Annotated in this window: 15 protein-coding genes; 5 read left to right on the forward strand and 10 right to left on the reverse strand. The window is 67.7% G+C overall.

The window, feature by feature from the left end; translation table 11 throughout:
• Window positions 1-6: 6 nt before the first annotated feature.
• Window positions 7-1,305, reverse strand: coding sequence for a transcriptional regulator PtsJ (gene ptsJ / locus FHW83_RS16135; protein ID WP_176647358.1), 1,299 nt, complete (start codon window positions 1,303-1,305; stop codon window positions 7-9).
• A gap of 58 nt (window positions 1,306-1,363) precedes the next feature.
• Between ptsJ and FHW83_RS16140 the strand changes: the two genes are divergently transcribed.
• The 3 genes from FHW83_RS16140 to FHW83_RS16150 all read left to right on the forward strand — a co-directional run bounded on the left by FHW83_RS16140 (window position 1,364) and on the right by FHW83_RS16150 (window position 4,559).
• Window positions 1,364-2,257, forward strand: a complete 894-nt coding sequence (locus FHW83_RS16140) for a dihydrodipicolinate synthase family protein (RefSeq protein ID WP_176647359.1) — start codon at window positions 1,364-1,366, stop codon at window positions 2,255-2,257.
• Window positions 2,254-3,504, forward strand: coding sequence for a hypothetical protein (locus FHW83_RS16145; protein ID WP_218106293.1), 1,251 nt, complete (start codon window positions 2,254-2,256; stop codon window positions 3,502-3,504). The genes FHW83_RS16140 and FHW83_RS16145 overlap by 4 nt, the downstream gene beginning before the upstream one ends.
• A gap of 83 nt (window positions 3,505-3,587) precedes the next feature.
• Window positions 3,588-4,559 carry an alpha/beta fold hydrolase gene (locus tag FHW83_RS16150; protein ID WP_176647360.1) on the forward strand — a complete coding sequence of 324 codons (972 nt, stop codon included), beginning with the start codon at window positions 3,588-3,590 and terminating at the stop codon, window positions 4,557-4,559.
• On the opposite strand, the gene FHW83_RS16155 is transcribed toward FHW83_RS16150, so the two are convergent.
• Entirely contained in the window at window positions 4,560-4,829 is a 270-nt protein-coding gene (locus tag FHW83_RS16155; protein ID WP_176647361.1) for a KTSC domain-containing protein, read from the reverse strand.
• 19 nt (window positions 4,830-4,848) lie between these two features.
• Complete coding sequence (locus tag FHW83_RS16160; protein WP_176647362.1) at window positions 4,849-5,880, reverse strand: LacI family DNA-binding transcriptional regulator; 1,032 nt, start codon at window positions 5,878-5,880, stop codon at window positions 4,849-4,851.
• A 143-nt stretch (window positions 5,881-6,023) separates the two neighbouring features.
• Between FHW83_RS16160 and gudD the strand changes: the two genes are divergently transcribed.
• Together gudD and FHW83_RS16170 are read left to right on the forward strand one after the other, a co-directional pair.
• Window positions 6,024-7,355, forward strand: coding sequence for a glucarate dehydratase (gudD, locus tag FHW83_RS16165; RefSeq protein ID WP_176647363.1), 1,332 nt, complete (start codon window positions 6,024-6,026; stop codon window positions 7,353-7,355).
• A 31-nt stretch (window positions 7,356-7,386) separates the two neighbouring features.
• Complete coding sequence (locus FHW83_RS16170; RefSeq protein WP_176647364.1) at window positions 7,387-8,706, forward strand: MFS transporter; 1,320 nt, start codon at window positions 7,387-7,389, stop codon at window positions 8,704-8,706.
• Window positions 8,707-8,722: 16 nt separating this feature from the next.
• Here the strand turns inward: FHW83_RS16170 and FHW83_RS16175 are convergent, their stop codons facing one another.
• The 7 genes from FHW83_RS16175 to FHW83_RS16205 form a co-directional block, all read right to left on the reverse strand.
• Entirely contained in the window at window positions 8,723-9,172 is a 450-nt protein-coding gene (locus tag FHW83_RS16175; protein WP_176647365.1) for a RidA family protein, read from the reverse strand.
• Window positions 9,173-9,279: 107 nt separating this feature from the next.
• Window positions 9,280-10,350, reverse strand: a complete 1,071-nt coding sequence (locus FHW83_RS16180) for an alpha/beta hydrolase (RefSeq protein WP_176647366.1) — start codon at window positions 10,348-10,350, stop codon at window positions 9,280-9,282.
• Window positions 10,347-10,826: an acyl-CoA thioesterase gene (locus FHW83_RS16185; protein ID WP_373997223.1), complete on the reverse strand. Its 480-nt coding sequence runs from the start codon at window positions 10,824-10,826 to the stop codon at window positions 10,347-10,349. Before FHW83_RS16185 ends, FHW83_RS16180 begins: the two co-directional genes overlap by 4 nt.
• A gap of 76 nt (window positions 10,827-10,902) precedes the next feature.
• Window positions 10,903-14,313 (reverse strand): response regulator, encoded by a 3,411-nt coding sequence (locus FHW83_RS31155; protein ID WP_176647367.1) that lies wholly within the window; start codon window positions 14,311-14,313, stop codon window positions 10,903-10,905.
• Window positions 14,314-14,386: 73 nt separating this feature from the next.
• Window positions 14,387-14,752, reverse strand: a complete 366-nt coding sequence (locus FHW83_RS16195) for a hypothetical protein (protein WP_176647368.1) — start codon at window positions 14,750-14,752, stop codon at window positions 14,387-14,389.
• A gap of 84 nt (window positions 14,753-14,836) precedes the next feature.
• Complete coding sequence (locus tag FHW83_RS16200; protein ID WP_176647369.1) at window positions 14,837-14,977, reverse strand: hypothetical protein; 141 nt, start codon at window positions 14,975-14,977, stop codon at window positions 14,837-14,839.
• A gap of 190 nt (window positions 14,978-15,167) precedes the next feature.
• Window positions 15,168-15,305: a hypothetical protein gene (locus FHW83_RS16205; protein ID WP_176647370.1), complete on the reverse strand. Its 138-nt coding sequence runs from the start codon at window positions 15,303-15,305 to the stop codon at window positions 15,168-15,170.
• Window positions 15,306-15,363: the final 58 nt, after the last annotated feature.

A 15,363-nucleotide genomic window follows, 5' to 3' on the forward strand; every position in this document is an offset into this window, starting at 1 on the left:
CACGCGCTAGCGCAGCGCCGACTTCAAGTCCTGCGCGAATTGCCGCGCCTGTCCATCCCGCATGGTGGAGACCGTGACGCGGATCGCCTGCGACTTCCCCTGGACGTCGTAGGCGCTGCCCAGCCGCACCAGCCAGCCTTTCCTGGCCAGCGCGTAGGCGACGTCCCTGGCGTCGCGCCGCAGCGGAATCCAGAGGTTGAGCCCGTCGGCCGGCGGCGGCGGCGCGATGCCCTGAGCGGCCAGCTCGTCGCGCAGCTCGGCACGGCGCGCCGCGTAGCCGGCGCGCGCGGCCGCGATCTGGCCCCGCACCTCGGCCGAGCCGAGACAGGCCGCCACCACCGTTTGCAGGATGCGGCTGACCCAGGTCATGCCCGGCGCCAGCCGCGTGCGCAAGCGCGCGGCGGTGCCGGCGTCGCAGGCCACGAAGGCCAGGCGCATGTCCGGCCCCAGCCCCTTGGACACCGAGCGCAGCAGCGCCCAGCGTGTGGTGCTGGCGGGAAGCACCGAGTAATACGGCGTGCCGGCCAGCAGGGCGAAATGATCGTCAATGATGACCAGCGCGTTGGGATGGTCGGCCAGCACCTGCCGGATCTCCGCGGCGCGGCGTTGCGACAGGCTGCAGCCGGTGGGATTGTTGGCGCGCGGCGTCAGCAACACCGCGCGCGCGCCCTGCTCGAGCGCGCGCCGCAGCGCTTGCGCTTGCATGCCCTCGTCGTCCAGCGGCACGCCGACGGTTTGCATGCCGCTCAGGCGCAGCGCGTTGATCGAGCCGAGGAAGCACGGGTCTTCCACCACCACCTTGTCGCCGGCCACCAGCTGGGCGGCCGCCAGCCGCTCGATGCCGTCCACCGCGCCGCCGGTCAGCTCCAGCTCCCAGCCCGGTGGGCAATCGTCGGCAAACCAGCTTGCGCCGGACGCGCGCAGCTCGGGCAGGATGGTGTCCTCGCCGTACAGGGCCGAGCGCAGGGAACGCCCCGCCAGCAGCGGCGCCGCGTCCGGCAGCCAGTCGGCGTTGGGGTTGCCGTGCGCGAGGTCGATCAGCGGGGTGTCGGGGCTGACGCCCTCCTGTTCGCCGGCACTGGGCGGCGCCACGATGGAGGTGCCGAGCCGGCCCTGCGCCACGGCCAGGCCGGCCTTGGTCAGGCGCTGATAGGCGGCCGAGACGGTGTTGCGGTTGACGCCCAGCCTCTCGGCCAGCTCGCGCACGGGCGGCAGCGAGTCGCCGGGCTGGTAGCGGCCGTCCTGCACCAGGGCGCGGATGCAGTCGGCAATCTCGATGGCGGTGGTTCCGGTGATGTTTGACATTGTCCTAGGACATAGTGTTATGATGTACCAGACATTCTATCACCTCAGGAGTCACGCCATGTTTTCCGGTCTCAGCGCATTTCCCATCACACCCTTGAATGAAGACGGCATCGACGAGGCGGCCTACGGCCGGCTGGTGCGGCGGCTGGTGGCGGCCGGCGTCGATTCGATCGGCGCGCTCGGCTCGACCGGCTGCTACCCCTACCTGAGCCGCGCCGAGCGGGCGCGCGCGGCGCAACTGGCGGTCGAGCACGCGGACGGCGTGCCGGTGATGGTCGGCATCGGCGCGTTGCGCACGCGCGACGTGCTGGCGTTGGCGGAGGACGCGCAAAAGGCCGGCGCGCGGGCGGTGCTGCTGGCGCCGATGTCATACCACGCGCTGACGGAGGACGAGGTGTACGGCCTGTACCAGGCGGTCACGCGCAACCTGTCGATACCGCTGTGCGTGTACGACAATCCGGGCACCACGCGCTTCAACTTCAGCGACGAGTTGCACGGCCGCATCGCCCAGTTGCCGAACATCGGCTCGATCAAGATTCCCGGTGTGCCGGCGGAGCCGGCGGCGGCGGCCGAACGGGTGGCGCGGCTGCGCGCGCTGATACCGGCCAGCGTCACGCTCGGCGTCAGCGGCGACTGGTTCGGCGCGGCCGGCATGAACGCCGGTTGCGAGGCGTGGTATTCGGTGATCGGCGGCCTGTTCCCGCGCACCACGCTGGCCATCGCGCGCGCCGCGCAAGCCGGCGACGCGGCGGAGGCGACGCGCCTGTCCGAGCGTCTGCGTCCGTACTGGGACCTGATCGCGAAGCACGGCGGCAGCCTGCGCGTCACCGCCAGCGCGCTCGACATCCTCGGTCTGGTGTCGGGCGCCTGCCTGCCGCTGCCGCTGAAGGCGCTGCCGGACGCCGAGCGCGCCGGGCTCGCCAAGCTGATCGATACGCTGGAACTGGCATGAGGCCGGGCGATGCCCTCGCCCGCTATGTCGCCGCCGCCTCGCTGGCACGGATGGCCGATGGCGGCGCCGTGGTGGCGGTGGTGCTGCTGGCCACCACGCGCGGCGACGGCGGCCAGGCCGCCGGCCTGCTGGGCGCCTGCCTGACCGCGCCGCATCTGCTCGGTCCCTTCATCGCGCGCCGCATCGACCTGGCGGACGACGGCCGCAAGGTCATCGCCGCCGCCTGCCTGTGGTACGCGGCCGCGCTGGCCGCCGCCGTCGCCACGTACGGCCGCGTGCCGCTGGCACTGACCGGTGTGCTGCTGGCACTGGCCGGCCTGTGCGGCCCCCTGCTGACCGGCGGCATCAGCACGCGCCTGCCCGCCATCGCGCAGGCCGACGCGCGTGGCGCCCGGGCGCGCGCGGCCTCCTCCCACGGCGCCAACGAGGACCGTTCCAGCCTGCGCCGCGCGCAGGGCTGGGACGTCGCCACCTACGGCATCGGCGGCACCGTCGGCCCGTCCATCGTGGCGGCCGTCTCGGCCTGGGCCACGCCCGCGCTGGCCGCGCACTGCCTGGCGGGCGCCACCTTCCTGGCCGCCGCGCTGGTGATGCGCCTGCCCTACGCCGCGCCCGAACACGGCGGCAATCCGCAAGCCGTGCCCGGCGCGTGGCGCACCATCGCCCTGATCGCCCGCGATGGCAAACTGCGCCGCACCCTCTACATGACCGTGCTGGTCGCCTTCAGCATGGCCGCGCTGCCGATCACCGCCGTCCAGATGACCGGCCGCCTCGGCATCCCGCTGGCCGGCGCGGCGGCCATGACCGCCGCCTACGGCATCGGCAACCTGTCGGGATCGATCGGCGTGATGCTGCGCCCCCTGCGCGGCAGCCCGGACCGGCTGATGACCATGCTGGCCCTGTGCGCGGCGGGCGGGCTGGGCGCCATCATGCTGAGCGGCGACTGGCGGCTGGCGGTCTGCCTGTTCTGGCTATCCGGCGTGGTGAACGCCTTCTTCTTCGCCGCCACCCTGGCCGCCCGCACCGAATACGCGCCGGCCAACGCCCGTGGCCAGATCTTCCTGTGGGTGGCCGCGCTGAAAATCACCGCCGGCTCGGCCGGCACCGCCACCGCCGGCCTGCTGACCGGCTGGGACGCCCGCACGCCCCTGCTCACCGGCGCCCTCCTCATCGCCAGCGCCGGCTTGCTGTCCGCACTGGACAGAAACAACACGCGTCCGCGCCTGCTACCTACCCAAAAGAACTAGCGGCTTCTCCCTTCGGAAAGACTTGGCGGCGGCGGAGAAGGCCTAAGCTTTGTTGGCTCATCCAACCTTTACCGGAGACCTTCATGAAACAACATCGCCCTGTAGCCGCCGCCGTCGCCGCCACGCTGTTCGCCCTGTCGGGCGCCGCGCACGCCGCCGGCTTTACCGACATCAAGCAGATCAACGCCGGCGACCTGAATGTGGGTTATGTCGACCAGGGCCCGGCCAACGGCCCTGTGGTCATCCTGCTGCACGGCTGGCCGTACGACATCAACAGCTACGTCGACGTGGCGCCGCAGCTGACCAAGGCCGGCTACCGCGTCATCATTCCGCACCTGCGCGGCTACGGCAGCACCCGCTTCCTCAAGGCCGGCACGCCGCGCAACGGCGAACCGGCCGCGCTGGCCGCCGACATCGTCGCCCTGATGGACGCGCTGAAGATCGATAAAGCCACGCTGGCCGGCTACGACTGGGGCGCGCGCACCGCCGACATCGTCGCCGCGCTGTGGCCGCAACGCGTGACCGGCCTGGTGTCCGTCAGCGGCTATCTGATCGGCAGCCAGGAGGCGGGCAAGCAGCCGCTGCCGCCGGCGGCCGAGCTGCAGTGGTGGTATCAGTTCTACTTCGCCACCGAGCGCGGCCGCCTGGGCTACGAAAAGAACCACAAGGATTTCGCCAGGCTGATCTGGAAACTGGCCTCGCCGCAATGGCATTTCGACGACGCCACCTACGCCATCAGCGCGGCCTCGCTGGAGAATCCGGACCACGCCGCCATCACCATCTCCAACTACCGCTGGCGCCTCGGCCTGGAGGCGGGCGAGGCCAGGTACAAGGAACTGGAGGACAAGCTGGCCAAGCTCCCCAACATCAGCGTGCCGACCATCACCATGGAGGGCGACGCCAACGGCGCGCCGCATCCGGAGCCGGCCAGCTACGCCCAGCGCTTCACCGGCAAGTACAAGCACGAGCAGATCAACGGCGGCATCGGCCACAACCTGCCGCAAGAGGCGCCCAAGGCGTTTGCCGACGCCGTGATCGCGGTCGGCCGCCTGTGATCACTCGCCCGGCGACTTGAACAGGCTCTCCAGGTCGGCGCGCGTGGTGGGCTTGCGCACCACGCCGCGCCGGCCAGTGTATTCGTCCTCGATATTATCGCGGTAGTAGCTCCACGCCGCGCCGGAGCTGGACAGCTTGCGCCACACCTCATTGCCCACGCCCGAATAGTCGATGGCGCTGCCGTCCTCGAACTCCACCCGCAGCAACTTGTCGCGCGCGTCATAGCCGATGGCCCGCAATTTCCCCGCATTGATGCGTTTCATTTCCATGCCGGCCTCCCCGATTGGTTTAAGTACTGCCGCGCTGGATGAACTGGAAGCCGGTGTCGGTCAGGCTGCCCACCGCCTTGCCCTCGACCCGGTCCAGTATCGCCTGCGCCGCCACACGTCCGATATTAGCGCCATCGACGCGCACAGTCGATAGCGGCGGATAGGTGCGCGCCGCAAAATTCAAATCGCCGAAGCCGACCACCGCCAACTGTTGCGGCACGGCCAACCCGCGCGCGATGGCCTCGGTCAGGACGCCATGCGCCAGCGTGTCGGAACTGCACACCAGCGCGTCCAGGTCGGGGCAGCGTTCCAGCAACAGCGACAGGCCGTCCCGCCCCAGCGCGAAGGTGGATGGCAGCGGCATGGCCTGTATCGCCGCCACCTGCACGCCATGCTTGGCCAGGCCGGCCTGCAGGCCCTGGTTGCGGCGCGCCGCGCGCGGATCCTCCACCGCCAGGATGGCGATCCGCCGGTAGCCGCGCTCCAGCAAGTGCTGGGCGATCGCATGCCCCACTTCCTCGTGCGAGAAACCGACCATCATGTCGATCGGCGACGGCGTCAGATCCCACGCCTCCACCACCGGCACCTGCGAGGCCTGCAGGCGGCGCCGCGTGCTGTCGGTGTGCAGCGAGCCGGTCAGGATCACGCCGTCGGGACGGCGGCTGAGGATGGTCTCCACCAGCACCTCCTCGCGCCACGCCTCGTAGCTGGACAGCCCCAGCATCACCTGGTAGCCGGCGGCGGTGAGATGATCGCTGGCCGCCTGCACCATGTCGGCGAAGATCGGCGTGGAAATGGTCGGCAGCACCAAGGACACCAGCCGGCTGCGGCTCGAGGCCAGCGCGCCGGCCATCATGTTCTTCACATAGCCGGTCTGCTGCACCGCCGCCTGCACCTTGGCCACCGTGTTCGGCCGCACCAGGTGCGGCTGGTTCAGCGCGCGCGACACGGTGATCGGCGACACCCCCGCCACCTTGGCCACGTCCGCCAGCGTGGCGCCGCTGACACTGACCTCGCCGGTGGCCGTGCGCAAAGTCCGCAGCTCGCTCATGACTATCCTCGATAAGAAAAAGATGTGCCATTGTAGCATCACACATCATTTTCTATCATTTTTAAACACAGGTTTACCTTGAAATAGCTAGGAAAGACCGCTAACATGCAAATGACAGCGCAATCATTTTCTAAGGATTTATCATGCGAGACACCCCACGTATCGTTGCCGTGCGAGTTATTCCGGTGGCCGGCCGCGACAGCATGCTGCTCAACCTGAGCGGCGCCCACGGCCCCTACTTCACCCGCAACCTCGTCATCCTCACCGACAGCGCCGGCAACACCGGCGTGGGCGAGGTGCCGGGCGGCGAGAAAATCCGCCAGACGCTGGAGGACGCGCGCCCGCTGCTGCTGGAGCAGCCGATCGGCAACTACAACGCCATCCTGAACGCCGCCCGCGCCGCCTTTGCCGACCGCGACGCCGGCGGCCGCGGCCTGCAAACCTTCGACCTGCGCGTGGCCATCCACGCCATCACCGCGCTGGAAGCGGCGCTGCTGGATCTGCTGGGCAAATTCCTCGGCGTGCCGGTGGCCGCCCTGCTCGGCGAGGGCCAGCAGCGCAGCGAAGTGGAGATGCTCGGCTACCTGTTCTACATCGGCGACCGCAACAAGACCGACCTGCCCTACGCCGGCGTGCCGGACGACGCCAGCGACAACTGGACCCGCATCCGCACCGAGCAGGCCGTCACGCCGGAGGCGGTGGTGCGCCTGGCCGAGGCCGCCTACGAGCGCTACGGCTTCAACGACTTCAAGCTGAAAGGCGGCGTGTTCCGCGGCGAGGAGGAAATCGAAGCCGTCACCGCCATCCACGAACGTTTCCCGCAGGCGCGCGTGACGCTGGACCCGAACGGCGGCTGGCTGCTGAAGGACGCCATCCGCCTGTGCCGCGATAAGGGCGACGTGCTGGCCTACGCCGAGGACCCATGCGGCGCCGAGAACGGTTACTCGGGCCGCGAGGTGATGGCCGAATTCCGCCGCGCCACCGGCCTGCCGACCGCCACCAACATGGTGGCCACCGACTGGCGCGAAATGCGCCACGCGATCCAGCTGCAATCGGTCGACATTCCGCTGGCCGACCCGCACTTCTGGACCATGCAGGGCTCGGTGCGGGTGGCGCAGATGTGCCACGAATGGGGCCTGACCTGGGGCTCGCACTCGAACAACCACTTCGACGTCTCGCTGGCCATGTTCACCCATGTGGCCGCCGCCGCGCCGGGCAACATCACCGCCATCGACACCCACTGGATCTGGCAGGATGGCCAGCACCTCACCAAAAACCCGCTGCGGATCCAGGGCGGCATGGTGCAGGTGCCGACCGCGCCGGGCCTCGGCGTCGAGCTGGACATGGACGCCATCGACGCCGCCCACCACCTGTACAACAACATGGGGCTGGGCGCGCGGGACGACGCGGTGGCGATGCAGTTCCTGATCCCCGGCTGGAAGTTCAACAACAAGATGCCTTGCATGGTTCGCTAATAACGACAACAAGAACCATAAGGAGACAAACATGACGATCACAGCAAGCAACAGCAACACCGCCAGCGGCGGCGCGACCGCCGCCCCCACCGTACTGGACACCGCCGTCAGCAAGGTCAAGTGGCGCATCCTGCCCTTGTTCGTGGTGATGTTCATCGCCAACTACATCGACCGCGTCAACATCGGCTTCGTGCGTTCGCACCTGGAAAAAGACCTCGGCATCGGCGCCGCCGCCTTCGGCTTCGGCGCCGGGGTGTTCTTCCTCGCCTACGCGCTGTTCGAGGTGCCCTCCAACATCCTGCAACAGCGCTTCGGCGCCAAGGCCTGGCTGACCCGCATCATGGCCAGCTGGGGCCTGGTGGCGACCGGCATGGCCTTCGTGCAGGGCGAGATGTCGTTCTACGTCATGCGCTTCCTGCTGGGCGTGGCCGAGGCCGGCTTCTTCCCCGGCGTGGTCTATTACTTCACGCAATGGCTGCCGAACAAGGAGCGCGGCAAGGCCATGGCGATCTTCCTGAGCGGCTCGGCGCTGGCGTCGGTGATGTCCGGCCCGCTGTCGGGCGCGCTGCTGTCGATCGATGGCGGCGGCTTCCACGGCTGGCAATGGATGTTCATCATCGAGGGCTTGGCCTCGGTGGCGCTGTGCTTCGTGGTGTGGTTCTTCCTCGACTCGCGGCCGGAAGACGCCAAGTGGCTGACCGAGTCCGAGCGCAACGCGCTGGCCGCCGTCATCGCGGCCGAGAAAAAGGAGCGCGACGCCAACAAGCCGGCGCACGCCAGCATGTTCACGCTGCTCAAGGATGGCCGCATCGCCCTGTTCTGCTTCATCTACTTCGCGATCCAGCTGACCATCTACGGCGCCACGTTCTGGCTGCCCAGCATCATCAAGAAGATGGGCCACTTCTCGGAGTTCCAGATCGGCATGTTCAACTCGATCCCCTGGATCATTTCGATCGCGGCCATGTACATGTTTGCCACGCTGGCGCAGAAGTACCGCCATCAGCAGGCATGGGTGGCGGTGGCGCTGGTGATCGCCGCGTGCGGCATGTTCGCCTCCACCACCGGCGGCCCGGTATTCGCGTTCGTGGCGATCTGCTTCGCCGGCATCGGCTTCAAGGCGGCCTCGTCGCTGTTCTGGCCGATTCCGCAAGGCTACCTCGACAGCCGCATCGCGGCGGCGGTGATCGCCCTGATCAACTCGCTGGGCAACCTGGGCGGCTTCGTGGCGCCGGCCACCTTCGGCTATCTCGAGCAGAAAACCGGCTCCATCCAGGGCGGCCTGTATGCGCTGGCGTCCGCCTCGGTGATCGCGGCGGGCCTGGTGTTCCTGACCCGCCGCAAGCCGGCTTGATCCGGCTTGATCCGGCTTATTCCGGCAGGATGGCGCGGAAAGTAATCTCGATCAGCTGTTCAGGAAACGCCAGCCTGGACACGCCGATCAGATTGCTGGCGATGGCCGGCTGCGCGCTGGCGTACATCTCCTTGCGCACCTCGCCGGCCACCTTGAACGCGGCGTCCACGTCCAGAACGAACAAGGTCTCCTCGACCACGTTGTCGAGCGTGGCGCCGAATTGTTTCAGCAGTTCAATGGCGTTCACATAGGTCTGGCGCATCTGCGCCGCCATGGTGTCGAAATCGCGCGGCTTGCCGTCGGCGCCCAGCGCGGCCGGGGCCACCAGATTGCCTTGCTTGTCATGGCTCAGCTGGCCGGAGATGTAAATGGTGTCTTTCACCTTCACGGCTTGCGTGTAGCCGTAGATGCCTTCCCAGGCCACGCCCAGGTTGGCGGTCTGCTTGTTCAAGATAGAGGTGCTCATTGCTTCCTTCTCGCATGGTTCAATCGAGATGGCAGCATAGCCAATCAACGGCGCGGCCGCGTCACCAGATCTAGGCGACGCGGGTCTGCCTTTTTGCAGAGGCGCGCTCAGTCCCTGGCCAGCGGGCGCACATATTCCAGCAGGCTGACCAGCGTCTTGCCGGGTTCCTCGAACTGCACCAGGTGCGAGGCGTTCTCGAACCAGACGCCGCGCTTGTACGGCGCCTTGACCTTGGCCAGCCACGCCGCCGTCGGCGCCGACGGTGTGGTGTAGTCGTGCCGCCCCATGAACATCACCACCGGAATCGGGAACGACTTCACCGGCTTGAAGTCCACCTGCAGCCACTCGTTCAGCACCCGCTCCAGCGTCAGCAGGCTGCCCTTGTCGATCGCTTGCACGGCCTGCTCGTCATATTCGGGCGACAGCAAGGGGGCGTTGAAGTAGTAGGCGAAATCGCCGCGGTAGGCCGCCAGCCCGCCGTAATGCTGGGCCCAGGTGCGCTCGGTGACGATGCGTTCGCGCGTGATCGGGGTGTCGCCCGGATATGGCGCGATCGATTCCAGCTCCTTGATCGCCTGCTGGTTGTTTTCCTTGCGCGCCCGCGCCATGGCGAAATCGAAGCTGACTTTTTCGTTATCGAGCATGCTGATCACCTGCCCGATGCCGACATAGGCATGGAACAGGTCCGGCCGCGCCAGCGCCGCGCGCATGCCGACCACCGTGCCCCAGCTGTGGCCGACCAGGATCACCTTGCGCTTGCCGTAGCGTTTGGAAATCTCCTGCGCGATCTTGACCGCGTCATCGACAAACTGCTGGACGTTCAGGGTCGGCCGCACCTGCTCCGGGTCGTTTTCCAGATAGGTCTTGCCGGCGCCGCGCTGGTCGTAGTTCACCACCGTGAAATACTCCTCGAGCGGACGCTGGTACATCCACATGGTCGGCGCGCTGGGCGAGGCCGGGCCGCCGTGCAGGAACAACAGCACCGGGTTCTTGCGGTCCTGGCCGCGCGTGTAGACCCATTGGTCGATGCCGTTGACGTGCAGCTTGAAATTCTCCTGCACGCCATTGGGCGCGACAATGCGGCCGACATCGCCGATGATCTCGCGCCCGGTGGGCGGCGCGGCCAGCGCGGCCGGCAGCGCCGCGGCAAAAGCGATCGCCAGCGCGAGCCGCCTCATTGCTTGCGGTTCCCGTGCACCATCTGGCGCGCCTGCTTGCGCAGCAGGGCCTGCTCCCAGCGCTGCTTCTGCTCCTCGGTTTCGGGCACCAGGGTCGGCACCTCCACCGGCTTGCGGTTGGAGTCCACCGCCACCATGGTGAAGTAGCAGCTGTTAGCGTGACGCACCAGGCGTTGCTGGATGTTTTCCGTGACGACGCGGATCCCCACCTCCATCGAGGTGCGGCCGGTGTAGTTGATCGAGGCCAGGAAGGTCACCAGTTCGCCCACGTGGATGGGCTGCAGGAACATCACCTGGTCCACCGACAGGGTCACCACGTAGCTGCCCGAGTAACGGCTGGCGCAGGCATAGGCCACGCTGTCCAGGTATTTGAGAATGGTGCCGCCGTGGACGTTGCCGGAAAAGTTGGCCATATCCGGCGTCATCAACACGGTCATGCTCAGTTCATGCGCCACCCAGTTCATCGGTTTTTCCATTGCCTAGCTCCTAGTTGTCTGTAACAACATGCTATCCGCTAAGCTTGCTATTCGCAAATAATGATTTGCGCCGGATTCAGCGCGGATGCCGCTCGGTCAGTAATTGCCCGACGTCGTCGGCCACGCTGGCGCAGGCGTCCAGCACCGGCTCCAGCGGCGTCCAGGCGTCCGGGTCCTGCTTGAGCGCGTGCTCGGCCAGTTGGCTCAGCGTGGCCAGGCGGTCGGCGCCCACCGTGCCGGCCAGGCCCTTCAGGGTATGCAGCGCGGGCAAGGCGGCGGCCGTGTCGCGCGCCTCGCGCGCCTGATGCAATTGCTCCGCCAATTTGCCGGCCTCCACCGCGAAGCTGCGCAGCGCGATCAGGTACACCGATTCCAGCCCGCCCATGCGCTTCAGCGCGGCGGCGCTGTTCAGGCCGGCGTCCGGCAGCGGCATGGCGCCGCCCTCCCCGGCCGGCGGTGGCGGCGCTGCTGCTGCGGCGGCGCGCCGCGCCCCTGGCCGCGCATGCTGCAGGATCACGGCGATCAATTGCTCCAGATCGAAAGGCTTGCCGATGTGGTCGGCCATGCCGGCCTCCAGCGCGGCGATGCGGTCGGCCGCCAGCGCGTTGGCCGTCATCGCCACGATCGGTGGCGAGGCCTTGCCGAGCTTGCCCTGGATGGCGCGCGTGGCCTGGTAGCCATCCATGCCCGGCATCTGGATATCCATCAGGATCAAGTCCGGCAGCTCGCCGCCGCGCGCCAGCGCGGCCAGCGCCGCCTGCCCCGAACTGGCCACCTCCACCCGCGCGCCCTCGTTGCCCAGCAACTCGCTGGCCACCTGCTGGTTGGCCGGGTTGTCCTCCACCAGCAGCAGGCGCAGGCCGGCCAGCCGTTGCTGCGCCGGCGCCGCCACCAGGCCAGGCGGCTGGCGCCGTTCCAGCCTGGCGTCGGCCACCGCGTCAAACAGCATGGACGCCGTCACCGGCTTGACCACGAAGCCATCCAGCACCGGCCCCATTTCCTTGTGGCGCTGGGCCAGCAGCTCGCGGTCGTGCGCGGTCACCATCACGATCAGCGGCGTCTTGCCCTGCGGCGCCAGCTGGCGGATGCGGCAGCTGGTTTCCCAGCCATCGAGCGCCGGCATGCGCCAGTCGATGAACACCACGTCGTACGACTTCTGGCGCGCGAGCTGCGCGGCGATCGCGTCCAGCGCCTCGTAGCCGTCGGCCGCCACGTCCACCCGCCAGCCGAACGAGGCCGCCATCTCGCGCAGCACCGTGCGCGCCACCGGGTTGTCGTCCACCACCAGGCAGGACAGGCCGCGCATCATGGCCTCCCGCACCGGCGGCTCGGCCGCCGAGCTGGCCTCCGGCTGTTCCCCGGAACGGCCGAACTCGACGGTGAAATCAAACACGCTGCCGTGCCCCGGCTCGCTCACCACGCGCAGCGCGCCGCCCATCAGGCGCACCAGCCGCTGGCTGATCGCCAGCCCCAGCCCGGTGCCGCCGTAACGGCGCGCGGTCGAGGCCTCGGCCTGCGAGAAGCCGTCGAAGATGCGCGCGCACTGCTCGGGCGCGATGCCGATGCCGGTGTCGCGGATGGCGAACGCGATCGACAGGCTGTGCTCGCTCTGCGCCACCAGCTGGGCCGACACCACCACCTCGCCGCGCTCGGTGAACTTGATGGCGTTGCCGGCCAGGTTGAGCAGGATCTGCTGCAGCCGCAGCGCGTCGCCCACCACCACGGCCGGCAGCTCGGGCGCGATGCGGAACAGCACCTCGATGTCCTTGGCGCCGACGTTGGCCGACAGGATCACCGCCAGGTCGCGCCACAGCTTGTCGAGCCGGAACGGGTGCGGATCGAGCGCCAGCTTGCCGGCCTCCACCTTGGAGAAATCCAGCACGTCGTTGAGCAGGCCCAGCAGGGCGCTGGCGGCGGCGTGCGCCTTGTTGACGTAATCCTGCTGGCGGCCGCTCATCTCGGTCTGGCGCAGCAGCTGCAGCATGCCCAGCACCGCGTTCATCGGCGAGCGGATCTCGTGGCTCATATTGGCCACGAAGTCGGACTTGGCGCGGCCGGCCTTGTCGGCGGCGTCCTTGGCCTGCAGCAGCGCCTCGTGCGCGGTGCGCAGCTCGGTGCTGTCGGTGCTGCTGCCGACCCAGCTCAGGATGGCGCCGCCGGCATCCTTCTGCGGCAGCGCGTGGTTGTCGAAGATGCGCCACTCGCCGTCGTGCCGGCGCAGGCGGCAGTCGCAGCGGAACTGGTCGCCGCCCAGCAGCGCGCGCTGCCAGGCGGCGGTCACCACCGGCAGGTCGTCCGGATGGATCACGCGCGACCAGTCGCCCGATTCGAGCAGCCGGGCCGACGGCACGCCGGTGAAATCCTCCCAGTGGTGGCTGAGGAAATCCATGCGCAACCTGGGCGTCGCGGTCCACACCATTTGCGGCAAGCCCTCGGTGAGCGAACGCCAGCGCGATTCCGAGGCGGTCAGCCGGGCCAGCGAATCCTGCAGCGCGCGGTCGCTCTCGCCCAGCGCCTGCAACGCCTGGAACTGCCGCTCCAGGCCGTAGCGCACGCCCAGCAGCAGCGCCGTCGCCAGTCCGAGCAGGATCGCCACGAAGATCGAGGCGTTGCGCACCTCCTTGTACCACGGCGCCAGGAAATCGTCGCTGGCCAGGCCCACCACCACATAGACCGGATAGGCGCCGATCTTCTCCACGCTGAGCGTGCGCTCGCGCTGGTCGCGCGGGCTGATGACGACGTAGCTGGCGCGCTGCTGCTTGCCGTCGAGGATGGCCTGGGTGGCCGGGTTGATCTTGATGGTGCTGCCGATCGGCATGTCCGGCACCTCGGGATAACGGTGCAGCACGCGCCGCTTGTCGTCCAGCAGCACGATGGAGCCGTGCGGGCCGACGTTCAGCGCGGCGAACGCCTCGGTGATGCGGGCGCTGTTCATCACCGCGTAGGCGGTGCCGCCGAAGTCGCCGTTCGGCAGGGTCAGCGGGTAGACCAGCGGCAGCACCCATTCGCCGCTGATGCGCGAGCGCACCGGCACCCCGAAGATCAACTGGCGTTCGCTCCGCACGCGCGCGTAGAACTCGCGGATGGTCAGGTCTTGCGGGTTGGCCGGATCGACCTGCTCGCCGTAGACCACCATGCCGGCCGCGTTCGAGCCGCGCACGGCCTGGGCGTACGGCAGGCGCTCCTTGAGGCCGCGCAGGTAGGCGCTGAAGCGGGCGTCGTCGAAGCGGCGCTCCTGGTGCAGGGTGCGGAATTCCTGGTCGGCGCGGCGCATGGCCAGCTCCACCGCCTGGAAGTGCGTGTTGAGGAAGTTTTCCAGCGACACCGTCAAATTGTGCGAGGTGGCCTCGGCGCTGGCGTAATAGCGCAGCCGGCTCTGGTTCAGCACGTGCGCGACGAACAGCAATACAATCAGCAACACCACCACCACGGCCGCCACCAGCATGCCAAACAGCTTGCGAAACTTGTGCAGCGCGGTGATTCTCATGGCGGATTGGGCTCTTGTTTTGCTGTGTTAGCTCTACATTACAGAAAAAAAACGCTCCATAGGAGCGTTTTTATCAGTAGCCCTGGCTAATGATGTCTTCCAGCGACTCGCGGCCCTTGTCGCTGATGTCGAAGCCGCCTTCGGGGCGTTCGAGGATGTGGGATTTTTTACCGAGGAACAGCGCGACGTCGCCGTCGATCGGCGCGCCCGGCTGCTCGGCCAGCGCGCGCAAGGCCAGCACGCAGCGGCGCAGGAAGATCGCCTGCTCGCCCTTGTCGGTGAGCGTGATGCGGCCGTTGCGGGCTATGCTGATCAGCTTGAGCCCGGACAGGCGCTTGCTGTTGCGCCCGACACACGCGCTGACGCGGTCGCCCTTGATGCCGCGCTTGATTTCGTACAGGGCGTCGTACTCGTCCTGCGTGAACTTTTCATTCTTCATTGCCATTTTTTCCATAAGAGACTGCTGCGGCCCACATGGTACGCGTGGCCGGCGGCAATGGCAACAAAGAGCTGGCCGGAGCCCTTACTGGAACGCTCGGATGATCAGCCACGCCAGGCCGATGCTGGCGAAGGCCGCGACGCAAATCATGGCTTGCACACGCTTGGCGCTCAGGGCGACAGGACGGCGACCGAGGTAGATTTTGTTGTGTAAGGAATTGCCCATGATTGCTCTCCGTGAACAGAAAACCGACGACATGACTAAATTATAGAAACTCTTTCATGACCGCTGTGTGACGCCCGGCACAAAAGGGAAAATATGTATCCGGCGAGCAACGAAAGGCGGCGTGGAACCAGCATACCGTCCGTTCCACACAACGGACGGTGCGCTGGCGCACGCAACCATGGATAAAACGTCAAGTTTTAATCGGCGGCTTGGGCGGGGTCGGCTCCTCGATTGGCGCCTGCTGCGGCAATGGCGTGTTGTCCGGCGGCGGATCTTTTTCCGGTTGCGGCGGCGGCACTTCGGGGTCGGGGGTGGTGTGCAGGTGCATACGAATCTCCTTGGCTAGCCTTCAGTGTCGGCCAAGGATGACGGTATGCAAAGCAAGA

Source organism: Duganella sp. SG902, from assembly GCF_013376005.1.
Classification (GTDB): Bacteria; Pseudomonadota; Gammaproteobacteria; order Burkholderiales; family Burkholderiaceae_D; genus Rugamonas.